Genomic DNA, 18780 nt, shown 5'->3' on the forward strand with positions numbered 1-18780 from the left:
TTAAATCTCCTCAATCTCTTTAAAATTTCGATTAAAGTAATTTCCAGATTTGATTTGAACTTGTCCCTCTTGTGATGTATCAACGTTTAATAGTGACGTAAAATCTTCAATTGCACGTTGACCTTTATATGTACCTTCGGCAAGAACGGCAATTCCAATTAATTCGGCTTCAAATTCTTTTAATAGGTCGACCATGGCATGGACCGTGCCGCCGCCCTTCATAAAATCATCGACAATTAGAACTTTCATCCCACGTTGCAAACTTCTCTTAGATAGCTCCATTTTTTGAATTCGTTCTGATGACCGTGAAACGTAATTAACTGAAATCGTTGAACCTTCTGTTATTACTGACTCGTGACGGACAATAATAAATGGAACGTTCAAACAATTTGCCACTGCTTGTGCCAATGGAATTCCCTTTGTCTCTACCGTCATTACTGCGTCGACGCCCGTTCGAACGTACTCACTTGCAAGCATTCGACCGATTGACCGTAATGTTCTGGGGTGTCCTAATAAATCGGACATGTACAGATAACCTCCCGGCAGTTTCCGACTCGGATCCGATAATTGTTCGGTTAGTTCCTTAACTACCTGATGCGCTTCACTTTTTCCAATTCCTGGAAGAAATTTGATTCCTCCCGCAGCACCATTCGTAATTTCAATTGTTCCTAATTCTTGTTTTTCTAAAGTTGATTTCATGATTGATAAATCTTCACTGATCGAGGATTTAGCGGATGAATATCGCTTAACGAAAAATCCAGAAGTAATTAATGTTCGCGGATGATTGATTAAATAGTTCGTCATATCAATCAATCTTTCACTTCGCTTCAATTTCATTGGTGTCACTCCACTCTGTTAAAAATAAAAATCGCAAAACTTGATTGCGTAACTATATTTTATCATAGTTAAATAGTAATGTTCGGATTTTGAAGCCTAAAATATAAAAAATAGAAGTGTACAAGAACTTCAGGTTGTTTAAGAAAAAGTTCTTAACCCTTCCATTTCTTCTACACTTCTAATTTTCCTGTCTGAAAAGCATGGATCCAAAATAAATGATACATTCGATTGACGCAATGAAGAAGCTCACCGGCCAATTGGTAATGTATCCTAAATAAAGCCCTAACCACACACCAATCAATGCGGCACCAATCGAGAAGAGCATCATTCCACTAACCGTCCTGGCAACAATTTTAGCTGCGGCAGCAGGCAACGTCAACAATACAAAAATTAATAGTGATCCCACAATTTGTGCGGCCGTACTAACACTTAAAGCTAGCACTACCAAAAATAGAATCGAAACAAAATTAGTGTGAATCCCCTTAACCGAAGCTCCAATGTGGTCAAATGAATCAAATTTAAGTGGTCGATACATAAATAAAATAAAGACTAGCGAAACGATCGTAAGTAGCAAGACCTGATTTACTTCGTCTCGACCAATTCCAATCACGCTACCAAATAAAATGTTCGTCGCATAGCTGACATTTTTATTTGAAATTGATAGAAACAAAATTCCCAGACCCAAGAATAGGCTGGATACCGCGGAAATTGCGGATTCGCGCCGGGATGCTTGAACACTCATTTTTCCGATTAAGATTGAACTAACAATGGTGAAAAGCAACATTCCAGTCAAAGCTTGCCATCCCATAAAAATTCCGAAAGCGGCTCCTGAAAAACCAATCTCTGAAAGCATGTGCGATAGAAACGACATATTGCGACCTACGACATAGACTCCCATAATTCCACAAATAATAGCGATAAATGTTCCCGCAATGTACGCATTCTGCATAAATTCAAAACTAAACATTAAGTAAATCCTCCTCGCTATTAATATCATCCACATCGCCTAACGCATAGTGGTCTTTTTTTAACATTAAATATCGATTGGAATACTGTTTCATTAAATCAAAATCATGCGTAACCGATATCACTGTTAGATCATGTTGTTGATTAAAATGCTGAACAAGATTAAATAACTCGTATTTTCGAACACTATCCAGACTCGCGGTAGATTCATCCAAAATCAATAAATCCGGCTGATCAACTAAAGCTTGTGCTAAATATGCTTTTTGCTTTTGTCCTCCGGATGCACGACCCATTCTTGTATTTTGAATATCGACCAAATCGGTTTCTTCCAATATCTCATCCAAACGCATTCGCTCGCTCTTGGTTAACCACGGTGCCTTACCATCCTGTAGATTTAAAGCGACGAAATCTCGAATTGATAATGGGTAGTCCTGATCAATATTTCTAAACTGGGGAACGTAACCAATCTTGGTTCCCTTTCGAAATTTTATATCACCGCCGGTCGGCTTCAATTGGTTAAGCAATATTCGAATTAATGTGGTCTTTCCAACCCCATTTTCACCAATAATACTTAGAAATTCTCGTCGATCAACATCAAAACTTAATTGATTAAATAACTGTTGCTCAGGAAAATCCATCGCTAGGTTATGTACTTGAATCAGCGTTTCTGTCATTATTTTTTACCTTCTTGTATTTTACTAATCTGATCTAATTGTGAAAGCATCCACGACTGATAATTTTTTCCGGACGGCATCGTCTCCGTCACGTTAACCACTGGTACGTCACTTTTTTTAGCAAGTTCTAGTAATTCATCAATTACTTTATTACCAGTTTGCTTGTTGTTAACAACGAACTCGACTCGTTTTTTTCTGAGGTCATTCTGTAATTTTTCTACCATTTTCGGTGACGGATCAGTTTCATTTTCGATAGCCAACGCAAATTGATTATCACTAACTTTATAGTTCAATTCACTGAGCGTATAGTCATAAACGGGCTCAGTAACAGCAACCTTTTTACCGCCGCTATTCGCTTTTATTTGGTTTATCTTTTGTTGAACTGGCTCTAACGACTTAACGTAAGCATTAGCATTTTTTTGATATTCTTTTTGATGTTTAGGATCCTTATGCCCCAACTCGGTAGCTAAGTGCCGAGCCATTGTCCGCATTGTCGCCAACTTATACCAAAGATGCGGGTTGTCGCCATCTTTTTTATCCATCAGTTTTCCCGCATTTAAAACCTTGATTCCTTTTTTTTGCGGCGTTATTTTTTGAATCCATGTATCTGAGCCAACACCATTTTCAAGAACGATGTCAGCATTCACCATTAATTTTGCCGTTTTAGTTGTTGGCTCAAAATCATGCGGGTCTACCGCCGGATTATCAATAATATTTGTAACCTTAACATGATTCCCACCAACTTTTTTAGCAATTTCACCATAAAAGTTTAGCGTACTAACCACTTCTATTTTTCCACTCGAGGAACCCTTTTGATTCGTACATCCACTAATAAAAAATGCACCCACCATTATGATTCCCAGCAGCCATCCTATTTTTAATCGCATCTTTTCCTCCAAAGAGTAATAATTACTATTTACTTAAACAATTATATCAAAAGTTTTTCAATTTTCTACTATAAATCATAAGATAGCGCTTCCAAAGATGGTATAATTTGTTGTATTAACAATAAAATTAGGAGGGTCATCATGAGCAACTTTATTTTAAGTCATCAACAACAAGACCAAATTTACCAGTTATATTTATACGCATTCAACGCTCAAGATAGCGCTCAGCGAAAAGACTTTTGGAACGATCGTTTCCAACATTCCATTCCTTATGGAATCAGCAACAACGGTCAAATTGAAACGGGAGTTCTTAGTATTCCTTTCTCCGTAAATTTTTTTGGTAAAACATTTAAAATGAACGGAATTAGTGACGTAATGAGTGCTCCGGAAGCTTCCGGAAAAGGTGGTGCTAGTCAACTAATGACCGCCGCTTTAAACGATATGTACGCAAACGGAACAACTTTATCATACTTGGCTCCTTTTGCTTTCGGTTACTATCGTCGTTTCGGATATGAACAGATCTTTGATCACATCCACTATTCAATTCCAAGCGACAAACTTCCACGTATTAGTGGTAATCCATCCATTAAAATTAAACGCATGGACTTCGATGCTGGAATTGATTTAATCAAACCAATCTACGAGCAATCCGAACTCGCGACCCACGGTGGCCTTAAACGAGAAGATTGGTGGTGGCATTATTTACCAAAGAAGTTCAGCACTCGAAAACTAGCCGTTGCATTTACCGAGCAACAGCCAACGGGATATATTATCTACGAACGCAGCGCAACCAATTTTATCATTCATGAAATTGCTAGCTTAAACAATGATAGTCGGACGGCCTTATGGAAATTCGTGACTAAACACGGAACCACCGCCGAAACTTTTGTCTACAATAGTTCGTCGTCAAACTCCAAACTAGATTTGATCGATGAGCCTTGGAACGTATCTTCACAAATCAATCCATATATGATGGCCCGGATCGTCAATCTGGAAAGCTTCCTGACTAACTACCCGACTCCCATCCATGACTTAAACTTTACATTTGATATCACGGATGAAACAATTTTTGAAAATACCGGTCGCTGGAACGTTCAAGTCACAAATCAAATGGTGAAAGTTACAAAAATAACCTCTGAAATTGATTCAAAGAACGCCTTAACAATTCAAGCACTAACAAAAGTTCTTTTTGGATACCGTTCATTGGCCTCGCAAGCTCAATTTGGCAAAATTCCTAACGTGGGGGCCGAGTTAATTCAGAAATTGGATTCTTTTGCTATTAAGGGTACTCCGATTTTAGCCGATTATTTCTAAAAATCATCCCCAACACTGTTTACATATGCTTTAACGAAGCGGATTAGTGGACTTCATTACTACAAATCACTATACTTCGATTAGTTAATATGTATCGGGATTAGGGGTGTTTTTTATGCAAAATAACAGTGCGAATGATCCAGAATCAAACGTCACGATGCGTGAAATGTTTGGTTTTGTCTTCGGAAAAGTTTTAAAACGAAAAACGATTTTAATTGTTAACATTCTAGCTTTACTAGTGATTACCGGCCTTCAATTTGTAATGCCGCAAATCACCCAATTTATTATTGATAAGGTGATTCCTTCTCAAAATATGAACTCGCTGGTTCTATCGATTGTGATCCTAATTCTTAGTGCAATCGTTTTAGGCCTGTTCACCTATTTTTCGACTTACTATATGAGTATTATGAGTCAAGAAGCCATTACCGATCTACGAAATGAGTTGTATGATTACACCTTACGACTCGACACTCATTTTTTTGAGTCCAGTAAAACGGGTGATCTAATGGTTCGGTTAACCAACGATATTAATAACTTACAAAATTTAATTTCCGCCAACATGTTATCAATGATTGGCAACCTCTTCACTTTTGTCGGAGTTTATGTCTTTATCTTCATCGTCAATTGGCAGATGGCCGTCGCGGTCAGTTTCACTTTTCCTTTGATGTTTTTAATTTATCGTGTCTTTCGGACTCGAATTCGAAATGCCTTCCGTGCTGCCCGGCAATCGCAAGCTCAAATGTCAAATCAGATGCAAAATACTTTAACCGAAATTGCTTTAATTAAAAGTTATACCAGTGAGGAAGTTGAATCGGATCGATTTAACGATTATGCTCAACAAAATAAGCAAAATATGATTAACGCCAACCGCAATCAGGCCATTTTTTCGCCGCTGATTAATCTGGTTAACTACATTGGAACAGCAATCGTTTTACTTTTCGGAGCGTACTTTGTTATCAATCACCAATTAACCATTGGTGAATTAGTTGCCTACATTAGTTACGTTGCGATGCTTCAGGCTCCCATTCGTTCCTTTACGATGCTTCTTAACCAGCTCCAGCAATCACTCGTTTCATACGGCAGAATCTTTGAAATCCTTGGCCTGACTCCTGCCATCACAAATCATGACAATGCGATTGATTTTACACCAATTAAAAAGGAGATTCGCTTTGATAAGGTTTCATTCGCTTACGACGTGGATCCGGGAGATAAATTGGAATCGGACGCTACTTTGCATGACGTTTCCTTTTCAATTCCATTTGGCAAAATGACCGCCCTAGTTGGCCACTCTGGTTCTGGAAAAACAACGATCACAAAATTACTCGAGCGCCTATACGATATTCAAGATGGGAAAATTTTGTTTGATGATCGCCCTATTACGGATTTTAAAATTCACTCGCTCCGTGAACACATTGCATTAGTGTCACAAGATATCTTCATGATTGATGGTACAATCCGTGATAATATTGTCTATGGACGCCCAGGAGCTTCGGATGAAGATGTCTGGCGGGTGGCCGAAATGGCTGATATCGCTGATTTTATTCACGGCTTAAAGGATGGGCTCGATACCCAAATTGGTGAACGTGGAGTCAAACTTTCTGGCGGTCAAAAGCAACGAATATCAATCGCTCGTGCCTTAATTAAGGATGCGCCAATCGTTATTTTAGATGAGGCCACTGCTAACCTTGATAATGAGTCTGAAAAGTCAATTCAGCATGCTCTAGCTAAATTAATGCAGGAACGAACGTCACTTGTTATCGCTCACCGACTTTCCACAATTCACAACGCCGATCAAATTATCGTTTTAGATGACGGTCGGGTCGTTGAACAAGGAACTCACGAAAGCCTCTTAAAGGAAAACGGTGACTACGCCAAATTATATAATGCTCAATTTGAATAACTAATAAAGGAGAACCACTGTCGCTATGGATTACAATATGCCTTTTTTTAATGAAATCATGCAAGACCCCGAAAATGCTGAATATACTAGCAAAGGATGGCATCCGATTTATGAAGTTAACGCCCATGCTAAGATTTTAATTGTCGGTCAAGCTCCGGGGAAACGTGTTCAGGACACCGAAATTATGTGGAATGATCCTAGCGGTGACCGTTTGCGGAATTGGATGGGGATTTCTCGCGACACTTTCTATAATTCCGGTGAAATTGCAGTTCTCCCAATGGATTTTTACTACCCTGGAAAGGCTAAAAGTGGTGACGTTCCCCCTCGTAAAGATGTCGCCGAACGCTGGCATCAACGCATGATTGATTTCATGCCCGACATTGAACTGACAATTTTAATTGGTTCATACTCTCAAAAGCACTATTTAAATGTCCCTAAATCAGCTAAAATTACCGATTTAATTCGGAACTATTATGATTTTCTACCAAAGTATTTTCCAATTGTGCATCCCTCGCCACGCAACAATATCTGGTTGGCTAAGAATCCTTGGTTTGAACAGGATGTGGTACCGGAGCTGCAGAATCGTGTGCGGGAGATACTAACGAAATAAAATTTCATACACTAAAAGATCCCTATTTCAAATTTTTCAGAAATGGGGATCTTTTAATTATCAATTTTTACCAAATCACATCATCAACATCAGGTTCTTCAGCGCCAGGTGTCTCTTTTTTCCCAATCACAATACTTTCATATAACAACTGGTTAAAGTCTTCTTCCATGATCGACTGATGAAGCTTCTTAAATTCATCCGGAGTTATCCATTCTTGACGATTCCGATCCGTAATCATTCCACCGACATGCGTTGCGACATAATATGTCATGTTGTAAAACGCCTTTTGATTATACGGTAATTCTTCAATAAAATCAGTGATGACCAGTAGTTCCGGTCGATCCTGCATTTTTTTACATTTATCATTACAGGATCCCATCCTTTATGTGTGTCCTTCCATTTTTCATTGAAATCCGTAGGTAATATACCTAATCCAATGTCTAATTCTTTCCTGAAGCTTTCTCCATCCCCAAAATGATTAAACCACGGATTTTTGCCAGGCACCCCCCAGATTTGTTTTCCTAGTTTTTCGTATGTGATATTAATATTATTAATTTTCAACCTAATGTATGCTTTCATTTTTTATTCCCCGATGATTACCCTTTTTAAGAAATCGCTTCCAATTAATATAATACTCCTAAAATGTTAATGTACATAAATATTTATTTTGATCGACCATATAAAATAAAAAACATTTGATAGCTTTCACCATCAAATGTCCATCTTTTCTACTTAATCGTTAACTCCACCGCCGGATATCCAACAATCGCGTTAATCCCAGTGATAATCAATCCATCTAAAACCGTACTTGAATTCGGAATCGTTATCACCACGGTGGGTTGCTTTCCAGCTTCGATAACTTGACCGATATTCCAAAAAGCCACTTCATCGCCTGCTTCTACTCGATCACCGATGCGCACCCCTACTGTAAAAGGTGTCCCATTTAAATCAGCCGTGTCTAATCCGAGATGAACCGCTACTTCCAATCCACCATCGGTTTGGAACGTAATTGATTCTTTAGCATCCGAAATCTTAACGACTTTACCGGTAACCGGGGCCACAACAGGACCACTAGCTGGTTCAATTCCGATCCCATCTCCAGCTCTTTTTTCTGAAAAATAGTGATCGCGCACTTGATTAATTGGCATCAGTTCACCGCTAACTGGGGCCAACAAAATGATTTTATTTTCTGAATTCATGATCATTCCTCCACAATTTAGAAGATTCTGATCATATCGTACTCGCTTACTTCAGCAATCTCAATCATTAGCCTTCTGCATCCGGCCAAACATCTTGGGCAATGTGTTTAACCAAATTCAACTTGGCCCATTGTTCATCTTCGGTTAATTTATTTCCTTCCTCGGTTGAAGCAAAACCGCACTGGGTCGACAGCGCCAAATTTTCAAGTGGTACGTACTGACTAGCTTCCTTAATCCGACTTTCGATAGCACCGACGCTTTCAAGCTCCGGTGTCTTGGAGGTGATTAATCCAAGTACCAAACGCTTATCTGGATCATTATTCCAAATTTTGGCAATTGGCTCTAAGATGCCTGAACGGTCATTATCGTACTCCAAGAATAGTCCATCATAATTTAATTGTCCTAAATATTCCGCAATTACGTCATACCCGCCTTCAAATAAATACGTTGATTTAAAATTACCCCGACAAATATGAGTGGTAACCGCTAAATCATCAGGCAGATCTTTCAAAATTCGATTAATAACTTGGACGTTTGATTGAGCAAATCCCTCAAATTTTTGATGTTCACTCGGATTTTCTTTTGTTCGGTTTAATTGGCTAATCAAGAATGCCCAGGTCGTATCATCAAGCTGAATATATCGACAGCCTAGGTCGTAAAAATGTAGAATCGTTTCGCGATATGCTTTCACTACGTCACTTAAATACTCATCCCAAGTTTGATAGTATTCAGACCAACGATCACTGCGATTGTCTCTAAAAAGCATTGTTGGTGATGGGATTGTTTGTTTTGCCAGAACACCAGTTGGGACCAATGAGTTTAAAAATTCAAAACTCTCAAAAAAAGGATGGTTTGGATTAAAAGCAATTTTCCCAATTAATTCCACGTTATCCGTTCTTGTTTGATCGCCATGAAATTGATAACTTTTTTGAAAATCATAGTTTTCCACACCATTTAATCCCCATAAAAAGTCTAAGTGCCACCAGCTCCGATTAAATTCGCCATCCGTAACGGCTTTCAAACCCAACTGAATTTGCTTTTCCACAATTCGTTTTGTCTCAGTGTGCTGAATTTGCTTTAATTCTTCGTCATTAATTTTATGTTCTTGATAGTCCTGATGCGCTTTTTTCAAAGTGTCTGTCCGTAATAGACTTCCGACAACATCGTAACGAAATGGAATTTGGTTAGTTTTAGTTAAAGTTTTTGTATTTGACATAAGAATGTCCTCCTAATTTAAATATGAAATTGGTTTTTGTACTTCGATTTTTGTACCATAGTATTTTTGCTTGATATACTTTTGAATATCCTTCTGGTGATAAAGTTTAACTAGTTTCTTTATGCTTTTACTATTCTTATTTTTCGCTGAAGTTGCGATAACGTTAACATTGTTTTTTGTACTTTGATCAACTTTTTCATGGTAAATTGAGTCTGTTAAAACATGTAATCCGCCCTCTAATGCGATTGTGTTTGAAATTAAAACGGCATCAATCTGGTTTAAAATTCGTGGTCCTGTATGGTCATCAATCGTCTTAAATTTAAATTGTTTGGGGTTGCTAACAATATCCGAAACACCACTTAAAGCACTGAAATTCTTCTTTAACTTAATTAATTTCGCCTCCTGTAGCAAGAGCAATCCCCTTGATTCATCTGCTGCATCATTTGCTAACGCGATTGTGGCTCCCTCCGGAATATCTTTGACGTTCGAATACTTTTTAGAGTAGATTCCCATGGGTTCCAAATATGTCGTTCCTACTGCGGTTAATTTTCCTTTTGGATTTTGCTTATTATAAGCTCCTAAATACGTCCAAGATTGAAAAGCATTTGCATCTACCGTTCCCTGCGAGGTTGCTTTATTCATTTGAACTCCATCCGTAATTTCTTTAACTGTTATTTTTAAACCGGCCTTCTTAGCAGCATTACTTTTGGCAATGTAACGCCAGATATCATAATCTGAACCTTCCGAAACGATGCTAATGCTTGACTTAGCACTACTATGTACCCGTAATCCACTACTTAAATAGTGAATTCCAATTGTTAAAACTACTGATGCTAGTAGAGTTCCGGCAATCCATGCCACACTTCTCGCGGTTTTCCACATCCCATCACCTCCTAAAATTGCTTAAATTTTTGAGCAAGTTGATCTCCAATAATTTGAAATGTGAAGATTAACGCTAAAATAATCATCATGGCCACAATTGTTACATCATTTTCAAATCGAGCATATCCAATTGTAATCGCCACATCACCTAAGCCACCCGATCCAATTGCGCCAGCAACCGTAGTCAATCCAACTAAACTTATTAGCGTAAACGTCGAAACTCGAATGATATCTGAAAGGCCTTCGCGTAAATAAACTGAAAAAATAATTTCAATCGGGCTCGATCCCATTGCCTGAGCCGCTTCGATCACTCCCGGATCAATTTCTAATAGCGCATTTTGAACCTGTCGGGCATAGAAGGGAAAGATTCCAAAGATCAATGGAACAATTGCAGCGGTCGTTCCGACAGTTGTGCCAATCAAGTACTGGGTTAACGGTGCAATCACTGCCAATAAAATGATAAATGGTACCGATCGTAAAATATTAACCACTTTGTCCGTAAAAGAATAAATAATTCGGTCTTCTAAAATGCCGTTGGGCTGCGTAATAATCAATACTAAACCAATTCCAAGCCCTAGAATTCCGGCAATGATGGCCGACGTGATCGTCATGTACAAAGTTGCCCACGTCGCATCAATCAACTGCTGTTTCATGTTAACGACGTTCGGTATTAAATTCACCATTGTTCTTCATCCCCCTTTATCTGATCCAAGTTAATCGGTACAACTTCGACACCATTTCTCTCCAAAATTTCAACCGATTCATCCAAAGCTTCCGTTGCTCCGGTAAAAATGGTAATCATGTAACCGATACTTGTTCCATCGATTTGATCAACATTTGCATACAGGATGTTAGCATCAACGTGATAATCTCGCGCCAGTTCTGAAATCAGACTCTGCTTAGATGACCCACCAATAAAATTCAATTGAACTAAACGCTGATTTCCTCCTAAGCTGTTAACTTGTGTATCCCATTTAATTTGTAGTAAAGCTTTCTTCACATTGGTCGACGTATCAACGAAGTCCCGCGTCAATTCCTTTTTAGGTTTTGTAAAAATATCTTTCACTGACCCTCGTTCAATAATTTCTCCATCTTCAATCACTGCCACGTTATGACAAATCGATTTAATGACGTTCATTTCGTGGGTAATTAATACGATGGTCAACCCCAACTCGTGATTCAACCGCCGTAGTAATTTTAAGATCGATTCCGTTGTTTTAGGATCTAGTGCGCTAGTCGCTTCATCGGAAATTAAGATATCCGGCTGACTGGCAAGTGCTCTGGCAATTGCAACCCTTTGTTTTTGACCACCGGAAAGCTGCTCTGGATAAGCACCGGCAAACTCATTTAAACCCACCAGTTCGAGCAAGCGTTGAACTCGTTTTTGGCGTTCGACTTTACTGATTTTTTCGTGCAATAAAGGGTACTCTACGTTATTAAACACCGTTCGCGAATTCATTAAATTGAAATGTTGAAAAATCATTCCGATTTTTTTTCGAACTGTTCGTAATTTTTTCGATGGAAGTGTTAACAAATTCGTTCCGTCCACGATTACTTTCCCCACTGTGGGTCGTTGCAAAAGGTTAATCACCCTGACCAATGTGCTTTTTCCGGCCCCGGAGTACCCAATAATTCCATAAATGTCACCTCGATCAATTCGTAAATTAATATCATTAACTGCTTTCAATTGCTGCTTTTCTTTGTTAAAAACAACCGAAATGTTTTGTAAATCAATAATCGATTCTGTCATTGGCCTTCTCCCCAACTTCTAATAAAAAACGCGTTCATCCTCTAGTTGCTATACACAACTAGAGGACGAACGCGTTCGCGGTACCACCTCATATTCATCCATTTTGCATGGACCTCTTCCAATACCCAATGCTAGCGATACCTGGCAATATAACGGTTGCACCCGTTCAACTGGCGTTAACCAATTAACTTCTCAGAGCTCATCTTCATCATTTTTCAAAACATCCCTTCGCACCAACCGGGACTCTCTGATCGATCTAATCCATGACTACTCTTCTCTTCTACGTTTTAACTTTATTAGATTTAAATTAAATGTTGATTAGAGTATACAAACCACCAGATCACTTTGTCAAGCCTTTATTTTTAGATTATTTTAGAAAAACATGCGGTAATCATTCATTGCCGCATGTTTTTCAATTTCTTAATTAAGCTCCAGAAGTCATCGGTTTGTGGCTAGCTACGTCCGTCACAACGCCTTGCTTCGCAGTTCATTGCGCCAAACTAAGCTATTCCTCGAACCCAGCCCATCTTTCTACACATCCTATTTTTTTGCCACTGCCGCCATTGCTAGTGCATTGACGTAGTTTAACGGTTGATCGTAATTAGGTTGGAAGAACATGTCAACCATTGATAAATCATCAATGGTCATTTTATTTTGAATTGCTAACGAAATAACATTTGCTGACTGTGCGCAATCGTATTCGCTATAGAATGCTCCACCGAGAACCACCCTTGTTTCTGGATCCCAAACCAACCGCATTAAAATTGGGGTCGTCGAAAGCATAAATTCTGGACGATAATCTTGTTCTAGGGTAATCGAATCGACCTTGACGCCACGGGCTTCGGCGCCTCCCACCGTTAAACCAGAACTAGCCATTGTTTTACCAAAAAGTGCTACGGCCGAACTAGCTTGCGTTCCAAGATATTTAACCGTTGGTTTTTCGATGTTATGTCCAACCAAGATTCCTTGGCGTACAGCGTTAGTTGCCAATGGGATATAATCGTCTTTTCCAGTTGGATTGTAATGGACTACGGAAGAATCCCCAGCCGCAAAGATATCAGGGTTTGAAGTTTGCATATACTCATCTGTGATGATCGCACCATTTCTTAGCATATCAACTTTGCCCTTCAATAATTCGGTATGTGGCCGGAATCCTACACATAAAATCGCGTAGTCTGCCGTATAACTTCCCTTATCAGTTTTAACGGTAATTTGATCCTCGCCACTGAATCCTTGAACCATCTCACTCATTGCCAACTTTACGCCATGATCAGTATAATCTTTGGCCACTCTATCAGAGATTTCAGGATCAAAATTCTTTGATAAAACGCCCGGCAAACCGTCAATTAATGTTACTTCACGTCCGGTTAGAGCGTATTGTTCAGCCAGTTCCGCACCGATGTATCCTGCACCAATTACGATAACTGATTTTACGTCATCATCAATCCGTTTTAGTTCTGATGCATCACTCCAGTTTTTGCACAACTTAATTCGCTTATTATCAATCCCATCAATTGGTGGAATCACTGGTGCTGATCCAGTTGTCATCACCAGTTTGTCATATGTATCTGTTGTAATTTCGCCTGTTTTTAAATCTTTGACTTCCAATTCCTTATTATCCGTGTCGATATTTAAAACGTCATGTTCCATCTTCATAACTGCACCTAATTTTGTCAGTGCTTCAGGTGATGAATAAAACATCTTCTTTGGGTCTGAAACATGGTTTCCAACCCAAAGTGCAATTCCACAAGATAGGAATGATAGATTATTATTACGTTCATAGACTGTTACTTCGTAATCGGGGTGCTCAGTTAAAATCTGTTGCGCGGCAAAGGTTCCCGCATGGGTACAACCAACAATTGCAATTTTCATAATTAACCAACCTCCTGCTATATATACATAAATTATTAACCGCTTTCACAATTTTGTCAATATTTTCACATTGTTTTTAATTTAAAATTTTCGTCCCTAAAAGATACCAATTCATTTATACGTTAAGCGTACCAAACTGATTTTGTCATTAATTCATTGTCATGCTGTTTGAACCGTTATAAAAAGGATCGCAACCAAATATTTGATCGCGATCCTTTTCGTTTAGCATTTAAATTTCAGAACTGGCTTTCGAGGCTTAAACCAACTTATTAGTTTGTTCACCCAGCTGTTCTAGCAAATAAACAACCGGAATTTGTGATGTAAAGTTTAAAGAGCCTAGTTTCTTTTCAGGGACGTTATATGACAGACTATAATCAACTATTTTTGCAAGCGTCGAAGCTTTGTTAGCGGTAATTGCCAACGTTTTTGCGCCGTTTTGTCGATAATAACTGGCCTGCGTAATGACACCTTCCGTTTCTCCTGAAACAGAGAGCAGAATCACCAACGTTTTAGAATAATCCCGTTCCGAAACTGGTTTGGGCTGAAACGGATCAGTAATTGCCAACGTTAGTAAGCCATAATTTGATAAAACGCGTGCGCCGTACTGTGCTAAACTTCCACTGGATCCCATTCCAAAAAATAACCTAGTGTTAGTATTGGCAATCATTTGCGCCGCTTTTTCAATTTTCTCGGCGTATTCCGTCGAATTAGCCTGATCTAAAAATTGTTCCACTGGACCCAAATCTTGCGTCAATACGCGTTCATCAACTCGCTTATCTCGGTGACGCAAAACATATTTAAAATCAGAAAAACCTTCAAAACCCATCTTTTTTAAAAAACGTAAAATTGTCGTTGAAGAGACATGGCTTTGTGTGGATAAATCCCGAATTGTCATTGTTTTACATTCCTCAAGATGGCTAGTTACGTACTTATACACAAATAATTCTAACTCATTTAAAGTTTGAACTTTCTCATAACTAAACATCAACATCACCTCTTTAAAACTCAACAACCTTGCATTATAAAATTTCCCCATCAGAAGCAATTACTTGCTTATACCACTCAAAGGAATCCTTTTTAGAACGTTCCAAAGAACCATTACCTTCATCATCTTGGTCCACATAAATAAATCCATAGCGTTTAGCCATTTCACCCGTACTGGCAGAGATTAAATCGATACAGCCCCAAGGAGTGTATCCAATCAAATCAACGCCATCTAGTGCAACCGCCTTTTCCATTTCTAAAACATGGTCATGAAAATATTTAATTCGATAATCATCGTGGACGCGACCGTCTGATTCTTTCTTATCATACGCTCCAAATCCATTTTCCACGATAAACTGTGGTTTGTGCCAACGGTCTTGCATCCAATTCATTGAATAGCGTAAACCAACTGGGTCGATCTGCCAACCCCAGTCCGATTTTTGGACGTATGGATTATCGACGAGATCTTTTGATTCTGTATAAACATATTCGGGGTTTTCCGCCGTTGACTTGGTGGTAAACGACATATAATAGCTAAATCCGATGTAATCTACTGTACCTTTTCTTAGAATCTCACGGTCCTCGTCGCTAATCGTCACGTTAATGCCTTGGCGTTCCCAATATTTTGGCAACCAATTTGGATACTCACCGTTTGCTTGCACGTCACCATAGTAGTACCGCGTTTGCATTGCACGTTCAGCCATCATAATATCTTCTGGCTTTGCCGTTAACGGATAGATCGGACACATTGCAATCATCGCACCAATTTGATAATTTTTATCAATCTGATGCCCTAATTGAACTACCTTGGCGCTCGCAACCATTTCATTATGTGCCGCCTGGTACATCATCTCTTCCATCCCAGGAGTTCCAGGTTTAACGTTAATTCCAGAATCTTGCAATAACGGGTGAGGATCATCCCAACTAACCTGATTATTAATTTCGTTAAACGTCATCCAGTACTTAACTTTCCCTTTATAACGTTTCATTACCACCTCGGCAAAATTAACAAAAAAGTCGATCAGCTTTCGATTAGTCCATCCACCATATTCCTTAACTAAGTGGTATGGCATTTCAAAGTGCGATAAAGTAATAATTGGTTGGATACCATGTTTTAAAAGTTCATCGAAGACGTTATCATAAAATTTCAAGCCTTCCTCGTTAGGCTCGACTTCATCACCATTTGGAAAAATTCGAGTCCAAGCAATCGATGTTCTAAAACACTTAAAACCCATTTCAGCAAAAAGTTCGATATCTTCTGGATAACGGTGATAAAAGTCAATCCCCCAGTGGTTTGGATAAATTTCACCATCGACTACGCCGTCAGTTACTCGGCGGGCTGTATCCTTATTGCCGGCTGTCATTACATCAGCGATACTTACTCCCTTACCGCCTTCTTGCCATCCACCTTCAAATTGGTGTGCAGCAACTGCTCCACCCCACAAAAAGTCTTTTGGCATTTTATAATGTTTTTCAGTCATTCTGCACCTCGACTACTTTTCTGCTAATTTTTTGTATAAATCAACAATTTCTCCGGCTAAATCTCTAAAGGTAATTGCGTTCATGATATGATCTTGTGAATGAACCGTTAGCAACGTTACTTTAGCGTGGTTGCCGTTTGCTTCCTCTGTCAGCATCCCCGTCTGTGCGTTATGTGCTTCCGTTAAAAAACCATCAGATTCCCGTAATTTTTCGTCGGCTTTTTCAAAATTTCCTTCTTTAGCAGCGTTAATCGCTTCAAAAGCGGAGCTCTTCGCATTTCCACCGTTAATAATTAAACCCATGATTGCTTCCATGTTTTGTTCTTCTTCTGCCATTTCAATCTACTCCTTACTTTTATTTATGTAAAAAAGCGCCCACATTTATTTAGAAAGCGCTTTTATTTTTGGCTAAATGTTTACTTAGTACCCATTGATGTTAGGGCTTCTTTTAAGACTTTTTCGCCGTTCATCATTCCATAATCTTGCATGTTAATTACTTCAACCGGAATATCCAATTTTTCTTTGAAATTGCCTTCAAGGTAACGAACCTGAGGTCCAAGCATTAAAATATCTGGTGATTTTTCAGCCAACTTATTATCTGCATCAGATGCTGCAGTTGCAAAGATTTCAGCATCTACACCTTCTGCTTCAGCGGCTTTTTGCATTTTAGAAACTAATAAACTTGTTGACATACCTGCGGCACAAACTAACATAATTGTTTTTTCAGCCATAATGAATCACTCCTGTAATTTTATTTGATTTTGCGGTTGACTATGAAACCGCTTACGCTACAATTGAATTATAAAGCGTGGGTACAAATTTTACAAGTACCAATAATCGAAATTAATTAAAAATAACTGAGAAACTTAAAAAATATAAATGAGGCGGTTTTATGTACACATACATTGCCAGTGATCTAATTACTAAAATTAAACAAAATGTCTTCAAGGGAAAGTTACCAACTGAATACGAATTGATGCAAAAATATGATGTTAGTCGAAATACAATTCGAAAAGCGATTGATATTATTAGTCAAAAAGGACTCGTCCGCCGTGTACAAGGAAGTGGTTACTATATCAACGATTTTGGTCCAAGGGCTGATCAGATTGTTAATTTAACCATGGGGATTTCGGAGGGTTTTAATCCTCGCCAATTAAAATCTCGCGTCATCACCTTTGACCGAGTAATTGCTGACGAATACATGGCGGCAAAATTTGGCTGTGAGGTAGGAGATGAATTGCATCGCGTCATTCGTTACCGTTTTCGTGATGATCGACCTTACACGTTAGAATACGCATACTATGAGCGAAAAGAGGTTCCATTTTTACCTATTGAAGCCGCGCACGAGTCCATCCTTGAGTTTATTAAAACCGAGTATGACGTTTCGGTAAATTCAAGTGACCAATACGTTGGGATTGAACCCCTTCCCACCGAGATTGCTTCCATCACCGGATTTCCGCAAGGCGACGACTATATTGTTTTATATCAATCTCACTATCGTAGAAATAACGTATTATTTAATTTTTCCAAAACTTACTATCTTGATCGGACCATGCAGTTTTACTTTCATGCTTCAAATCAAAGTTAAAACAAAATAAAAAAGCTTCGAATCTAATTTATTCATGAAATTCACTTTGATTTTCACGATAAACTTCAATTCGGAGCTTTTTTAGTATTTATTCTAATCAATTAATAGTGCATTAACCCATTGTTGTAAATATCATTTCCACTGTAGGTCACGTTGTTCACTTTGAAAAAATTATTGTTATCAATGACAATGTCATTACCAATCCAATAGAATTGGGGCGTCAATCTGGTGAATCCAAAAATATTTTCTTTTCCACTTTTGAAAATATTAATTTCTTCTTGATTTAATTTACTTCGCCAATATCTAACAGTATTATCGTCAAATTTGACCATCAAAAACATATTAGGTAACATTCCGACTTCGATGACTTTTGGAGCCCTTTTCTTTTCCATCAAATGTCCTCCTTGTAAAATTAAACCCGTTCACAGCTACAGTTTACCATAGTTATTTTATTAAGCTAACATATTTAACAAAGATATTTTTTTGATAAGTTTATCATTACAGTAAAGATCGTTATTATTAGCACTGCAAAATTACAAAAAGATTAAATAAAAATATTGACAAAAGAAATCAACATCAGATATACTCATGGAGTATTAAAAATCGAAAGCTGGTAATTC

General features: G+C 38.4%; 21 protein-coding genes and 1 other annotated feature. Of the genes, 4 read left to right on the forward strand and 17 right to left on the reverse strand.

Annotated elements, in window-relative coordinates:
• The 4 genes from purR to IV81_RS06255 all read right to left on the reverse strand — a co-directional run bounded on the left by purR (position 1) and on the right by IV81_RS06255 (position 3364).
• The gene (gene purR / locus IV81_RS06240; protein ID WP_057803372.1) at positions 1-837 is read right to left on the reverse strand and encodes a pur operon repressor; all 837 of its coding nucleotides are present in this window, start codon (positions 835-837) and stop codon (positions 1-3) included.
• A 178-nt stretch (positions 838-1015) separates the two neighbouring features.
• The gene (locus IV81_RS06245) at positions 1016-1804 is read right to left on the reverse strand and encodes a metal ABC transporter permease (protein WP_057803374.1); all 789 of its coding nucleotides are present in this window, start codon (positions 1802-1804) and stop codon (positions 1016-1018) included.
• Entirely contained in the window at positions 1797-2477 is a 681-nt protein-coding gene (locus IV81_RS06250; protein ID WP_057803376.1) for a metal ABC transporter ATP-binding protein, read from the reverse strand. Before IV81_RS06250 ends, IV81_RS06245 begins: the two co-directional genes overlap by 8 nt.
• The gene (locus IV81_RS06255; RefSeq protein WP_057803378.1) at positions 2477-3364 is read right to left on the reverse strand and encodes a metal ABC transporter solute-binding protein, Zn/Mn family; all 888 of its coding nucleotides are present in this window, start codon (positions 3362-3364) and stop codon (positions 2477-2479) included. Before IV81_RS06255 ends, IV81_RS06250 begins: the two co-directional genes overlap by 1 nt.
• Before the next feature lie 141 nt (positions 3365-3505).
• On the opposite strand from IV81_RS06255, the gene IV81_RS06260 reads away from it, so the two are divergent.
• The 3 genes from IV81_RS06260 to IV81_RS06270 all read left to right on the forward strand — a co-directional run bounded on the left by IV81_RS06260 (position 3506) and on the right by IV81_RS06270 (position 7188).
• A complete protein-coding gene (locus IV81_RS06260; RefSeq protein ID WP_057803380.1) occupies positions 3506-4678 on the forward strand; it encodes a GNAT family N-acetyltransferase in 1173 nt (390 codons plus the stop codon).
• A gap of 115 nt (positions 4679-4793) precedes the next feature.
• A complete protein-coding gene (locus IV81_RS06265; RefSeq protein ID WP_057803382.1) occupies positions 4794-6578 on the forward strand; it encodes an ABC transporter ATP-binding protein in 1785 nt (594 codons plus the stop codon).
• Between the two features lie 25 nt (positions 6579-6603).
• The gene (locus IV81_RS06270; RefSeq protein ID WP_057803385.1) at positions 6604-7188 is read left to right on the forward strand and encodes a uracil-DNA glycosylase family protein; all 585 of its coding nucleotides are present in this window, start codon (positions 6604-6606) and stop codon (positions 7186-7188) included.
• A gap of 67 nt (positions 7189-7255) precedes the next feature.
• Here the strand turns inward: IV81_RS06270 and IV81_RS06275 are convergent, their stop codons facing one another.
• From IV81_RS06275 to IV81_RS06330, 12 genes are all read right to left on the reverse strand, one after another.
• Positions 7256-7459: a hypothetical protein gene (locus IV81_RS06275; RefSeq protein WP_057803387.1), complete on the reverse strand. Its 204-nt coding sequence runs from the start codon at positions 7457-7459 to the stop codon at positions 7256-7258.
• The gene (locus tag IV81_RS06280; protein ID WP_057803389.1) at positions 7456-7767 is read right to left on the reverse strand and encodes a hypothetical protein; all 312 of its coding nucleotides are present in this window, start codon (positions 7765-7767) and stop codon (positions 7456-7458) included. Before IV81_RS06280 ends, IV81_RS06275 begins: the two co-directional genes overlap by 4 nt.
• A gap of 149 nt (positions 7768-7916) precedes the next feature.
• Complete coding sequence (locus IV81_RS06285) at positions 7917-8387, reverse strand: PTS sugar transporter subunit IIA (protein WP_057803391.1); 471 nt, start codon at positions 8385-8387, stop codon at positions 7917-7919.
• Between the two features lie 67 nt (positions 8388-8454).
• The gene (locus IV81_RS06290) at positions 8455-9603 is read right to left on the reverse strand and encodes a vitamin B12 independent methionine synthase (protein ID WP_057803393.1); all 1149 of its coding nucleotides are present in this window, start codon (positions 9601-9603) and stop codon (positions 8455-8457) included.
• A 12-nt stretch (positions 9604-9615) separates the two neighbouring features.
• Positions 9616-10485: a MetQ/NlpA family ABC transporter substrate-binding protein gene (locus IV81_RS06295; RefSeq protein WP_057803395.1), complete on the reverse strand. Its 870-nt coding sequence runs from the start codon at positions 10483-10485 to the stop codon at positions 9616-9618.
• 11 nt (positions 10486-10496) lie between these two features.
• Complete coding sequence (locus tag IV81_RS06300; RefSeq protein ID WP_057803397.1) at positions 10497-11168, reverse strand: methionine ABC transporter permease; 672 nt, start codon at positions 11166-11168, stop codon at positions 10497-10499.
• Positions 11162-12235, reverse strand: a complete 1074-nt coding sequence (locus tag IV81_RS06305; RefSeq protein ID WP_057803398.1) for a methionine ABC transporter ATP-binding protein — start codon at positions 12233-12235, stop codon at positions 11162-11164. The genes IV81_RS06300 and IV81_RS06305 overlap by 7 nt, the downstream gene beginning before the upstream one ends.
• Positions 12236-12293: 58 nt before the next feature.
• Positions 12294-12527, reverse strand: a binding site (T-box leader).
• A 248-nt stretch (positions 12528-12775) separates the two neighbouring features.
• Positions 12776-14107, reverse strand: coding sequence for an FAD-dependent oxidoreductase (locus IV81_RS06310; protein ID WP_057803400.1), 1332 nt, complete (start codon positions 14105-14107; stop codon positions 12776-12778).
• 256 nt (positions 14108-14363) lie between these two features.
• Positions 14364-15092, reverse strand: a complete 729-nt coding sequence (locus IV81_RS06315) for a MurR/RpiR family transcriptional regulator (protein ID WP_057803402.1) — start codon at positions 15090-15092, stop codon at positions 14364-14366.
• A 34-nt stretch (positions 15093-15126) separates the two neighbouring features.
• The gene (locus IV81_RS06320; protein ID WP_057803404.1) at positions 15127-16572 is read right to left on the reverse strand and encodes a 6-phospho-beta-glucosidase; all 1446 of its coding nucleotides are present in this window, start codon (positions 16570-16572) and stop codon (positions 15127-15129) included.
• A gap of 12 nt (positions 16573-16584) precedes the next feature.
• Positions 16585-16908 carry a PTS lactose/cellobiose transporter subunit IIA gene (locus IV81_RS06325; RefSeq protein WP_057803406.1) on the reverse strand — a complete coding sequence of 108 codons (324 nt, stop codon included), beginning with the start codon at positions 16906-16908 and terminating at the stop codon, positions 16585-16587.
• An 80-nt stretch (positions 16909-16988) separates the two neighbouring features.
• Complete coding sequence (locus tag IV81_RS06330; protein WP_057803407.1) at positions 16989-17303, reverse strand: PTS sugar transporter subunit IIB; 315 nt, start codon at positions 17301-17303, stop codon at positions 16989-16991.
• 161 nt (positions 17304-17464) lie between these two features.
• Here IV81_RS06330 and IV81_RS09540 point away from each other — a divergent pair, with 161 nt between their 5' ends.
• Positions 17465-18160, forward strand: coding sequence for a GntR family transcriptional regulator (locus IV81_RS09540; protein WP_057803409.1), 696 nt, complete (start codon positions 17465-17467; stop codon positions 18158-18160).
• A gap of 101 nt (positions 18161-18261) precedes the next feature.
• Here IV81_RS09540 and IV81_RS06340 read toward each other — a convergent pair whose 3' ends face one another.
• Positions 18262-18552 carry a hypothetical protein gene (locus IV81_RS06340; RefSeq protein ID WP_057803412.1) on the reverse strand — a complete coding sequence of 97 codons (291 nt, stop codon included), beginning with the start codon at positions 18550-18552 and terminating at the stop codon, positions 18262-18264.
• Between the last annotated feature and the right edge of the window lie 228 nt (positions 18553-18780).

The organism is Pediococcus stilesii (assembly GCF_001437075.1).
In the GTDB taxonomy this organism is placed as follows: domain Bacteria; phylum Bacillota; class Bacilli; order Lactobacillales; family Lactobacillaceae; genus Pediococcus; species Pediococcus stilesii.

What these genes read in the sequence shown, in the direction of transcription:
- purR (WP_057803372.1), bottom strand. Translation starts at nt 837, where the DNA reads ATGAAATTGAAGCGAAGTGAAAGATTGATTGATATGACGAACTATTTA.
- IV81_RS06245 (WP_057803374.1), bottom strand. Translation starts at nt 1,804, where the DNA reads ATGTTTAGTTTTGAATTTATGCAGAATGCGTACATTGCGGGAACATTT.
- IV81_RS06250 (WP_057803376.1), bottom strand. Translation starts at nt 2,477, where the DNA reads ATGACAGAAACGCTGATTCAAGTACATAACCTAGCGATGGATTTTCCT.
- IV81_RS06255 (WP_057803378.1), bottom strand. Translation starts at nt 3,364, where the DNA reads ATGCGATTAAAAATAGGATGGCTGCTGGGAATCATAATGGTGGGTGCA.
- IV81_RS06260 (WP_057803380.1), top strand. Translation starts at nt 3,506, where the DNA reads ATGAGCAACTTTATTTTAAGTCATCAACAACAAGACCAAATTTACCAG.
- IV81_RS06265 (WP_057803382.1), top strand. Translation starts at nt 4,794, where the DNA reads ATGCAAAATAACAGTGCGAATGATCCAGAATCAAACGTCACGATGCGT.
- IV81_RS06270 (WP_057803385.1), top strand. Translation starts at nt 6,604, where the DNA reads ATGGATTACAATATGCCTTTTTTTAATGAAATCATGCAAGACCCCGAA.
- IV81_RS06275 (WP_057803387.1), bottom strand. Translation starts at nt 7,459, where the DNA reads ATGACATATTATGTCGCAACGCATGTCGGTGGAATGATTACGGATCGG.
- IV81_RS06280 (WP_057803389.1), bottom strand. Translation starts at nt 7,767, where the DNA reads ATGAAAGCATACATTAGGTTGAAAATTAATAATATTAATATCACATAC.
- IV81_RS06285 (WP_057803391.1), bottom strand. Translation starts at nt 8,387, where the DNA reads ATGAATTCAGAAAATAAAATCATTTTGTTGGCCCCAGTTAGCGGTGAA.
- IV81_RS06290 (WP_057803393.1), bottom strand. Translation starts at nt 9,603, where the DNA reads ATGTCAAATACAAAAACTTTAACTAAAACTAACCAAATTCCATTTCGT.
- IV81_RS06295 (WP_057803395.1), bottom strand. Translation starts at nt 10,485, where the DNA reads ATGTGGAAAACCGCGAGAAGTGTGGCATGGATTGCCGGAACTCTACTA.
- IV81_RS06300 (WP_057803397.1), bottom strand. Translation starts at nt 11,168, where the DNA reads ATGGTGAATTTAATACCGAACGTCGTTAACATGAAACAGCAGTTGATT.
- IV81_RS06305 (WP_057803398.1), bottom strand. Translation starts at nt 12,235, where the DNA reads ATGACAGAATCGATTATTGATTTACAAAACATTTCGGTTGTTTTTAAC.
- IV81_RS06310 (WP_057803400.1), bottom strand. Translation starts at nt 14,107, where the DNA reads ATGAAAATTGCAATTGTTGGTTGTACCCATGCGGGAACCTTTGCCGCG.
- IV81_RS06315 (WP_057803402.1), bottom strand. Translation starts at nt 15,092, where the DNA reads ATGTTTAGTTATGAGAAAGTTCAAACTTTAAATGAGTTAGAATTATTT.
- IV81_RS06320 (WP_057803404.1), bottom strand. Translation starts at nt 16,572, where the DNA reads ATGACTGAAAAACATTATAAAATGCCAAAAGACTTTTTGTGGGGTGGA.
- IV81_RS06325 (WP_057803406.1), bottom strand. Translation starts at nt 16,908, where the DNA reads ATGGCAGAAGAAGAACAAAACATGGAAGCAATCATGGGTTTAATTATT.
- IV81_RS06330 (WP_057803407.1), bottom strand. Translation starts at nt 17,303, where the DNA reads ATGGCTGAAAAAACAATTATGTTAGTTTGTGCCGCAGGTATGTCAACA.
- IV81_RS09540 (WP_057803409.1), top strand. Translation starts at nt 17,465, where the DNA reads ATGTACACATACATTGCCAGTGATCTAATTACTAAAATTAAACAAAAT.
- IV81_RS06340 (WP_057803412.1), bottom strand. Translation starts at nt 18,552, where the DNA reads ATGGAAAAGAAAAGGGCTCCAAAAGTCATCGAAGTCGGAATGTTACCT.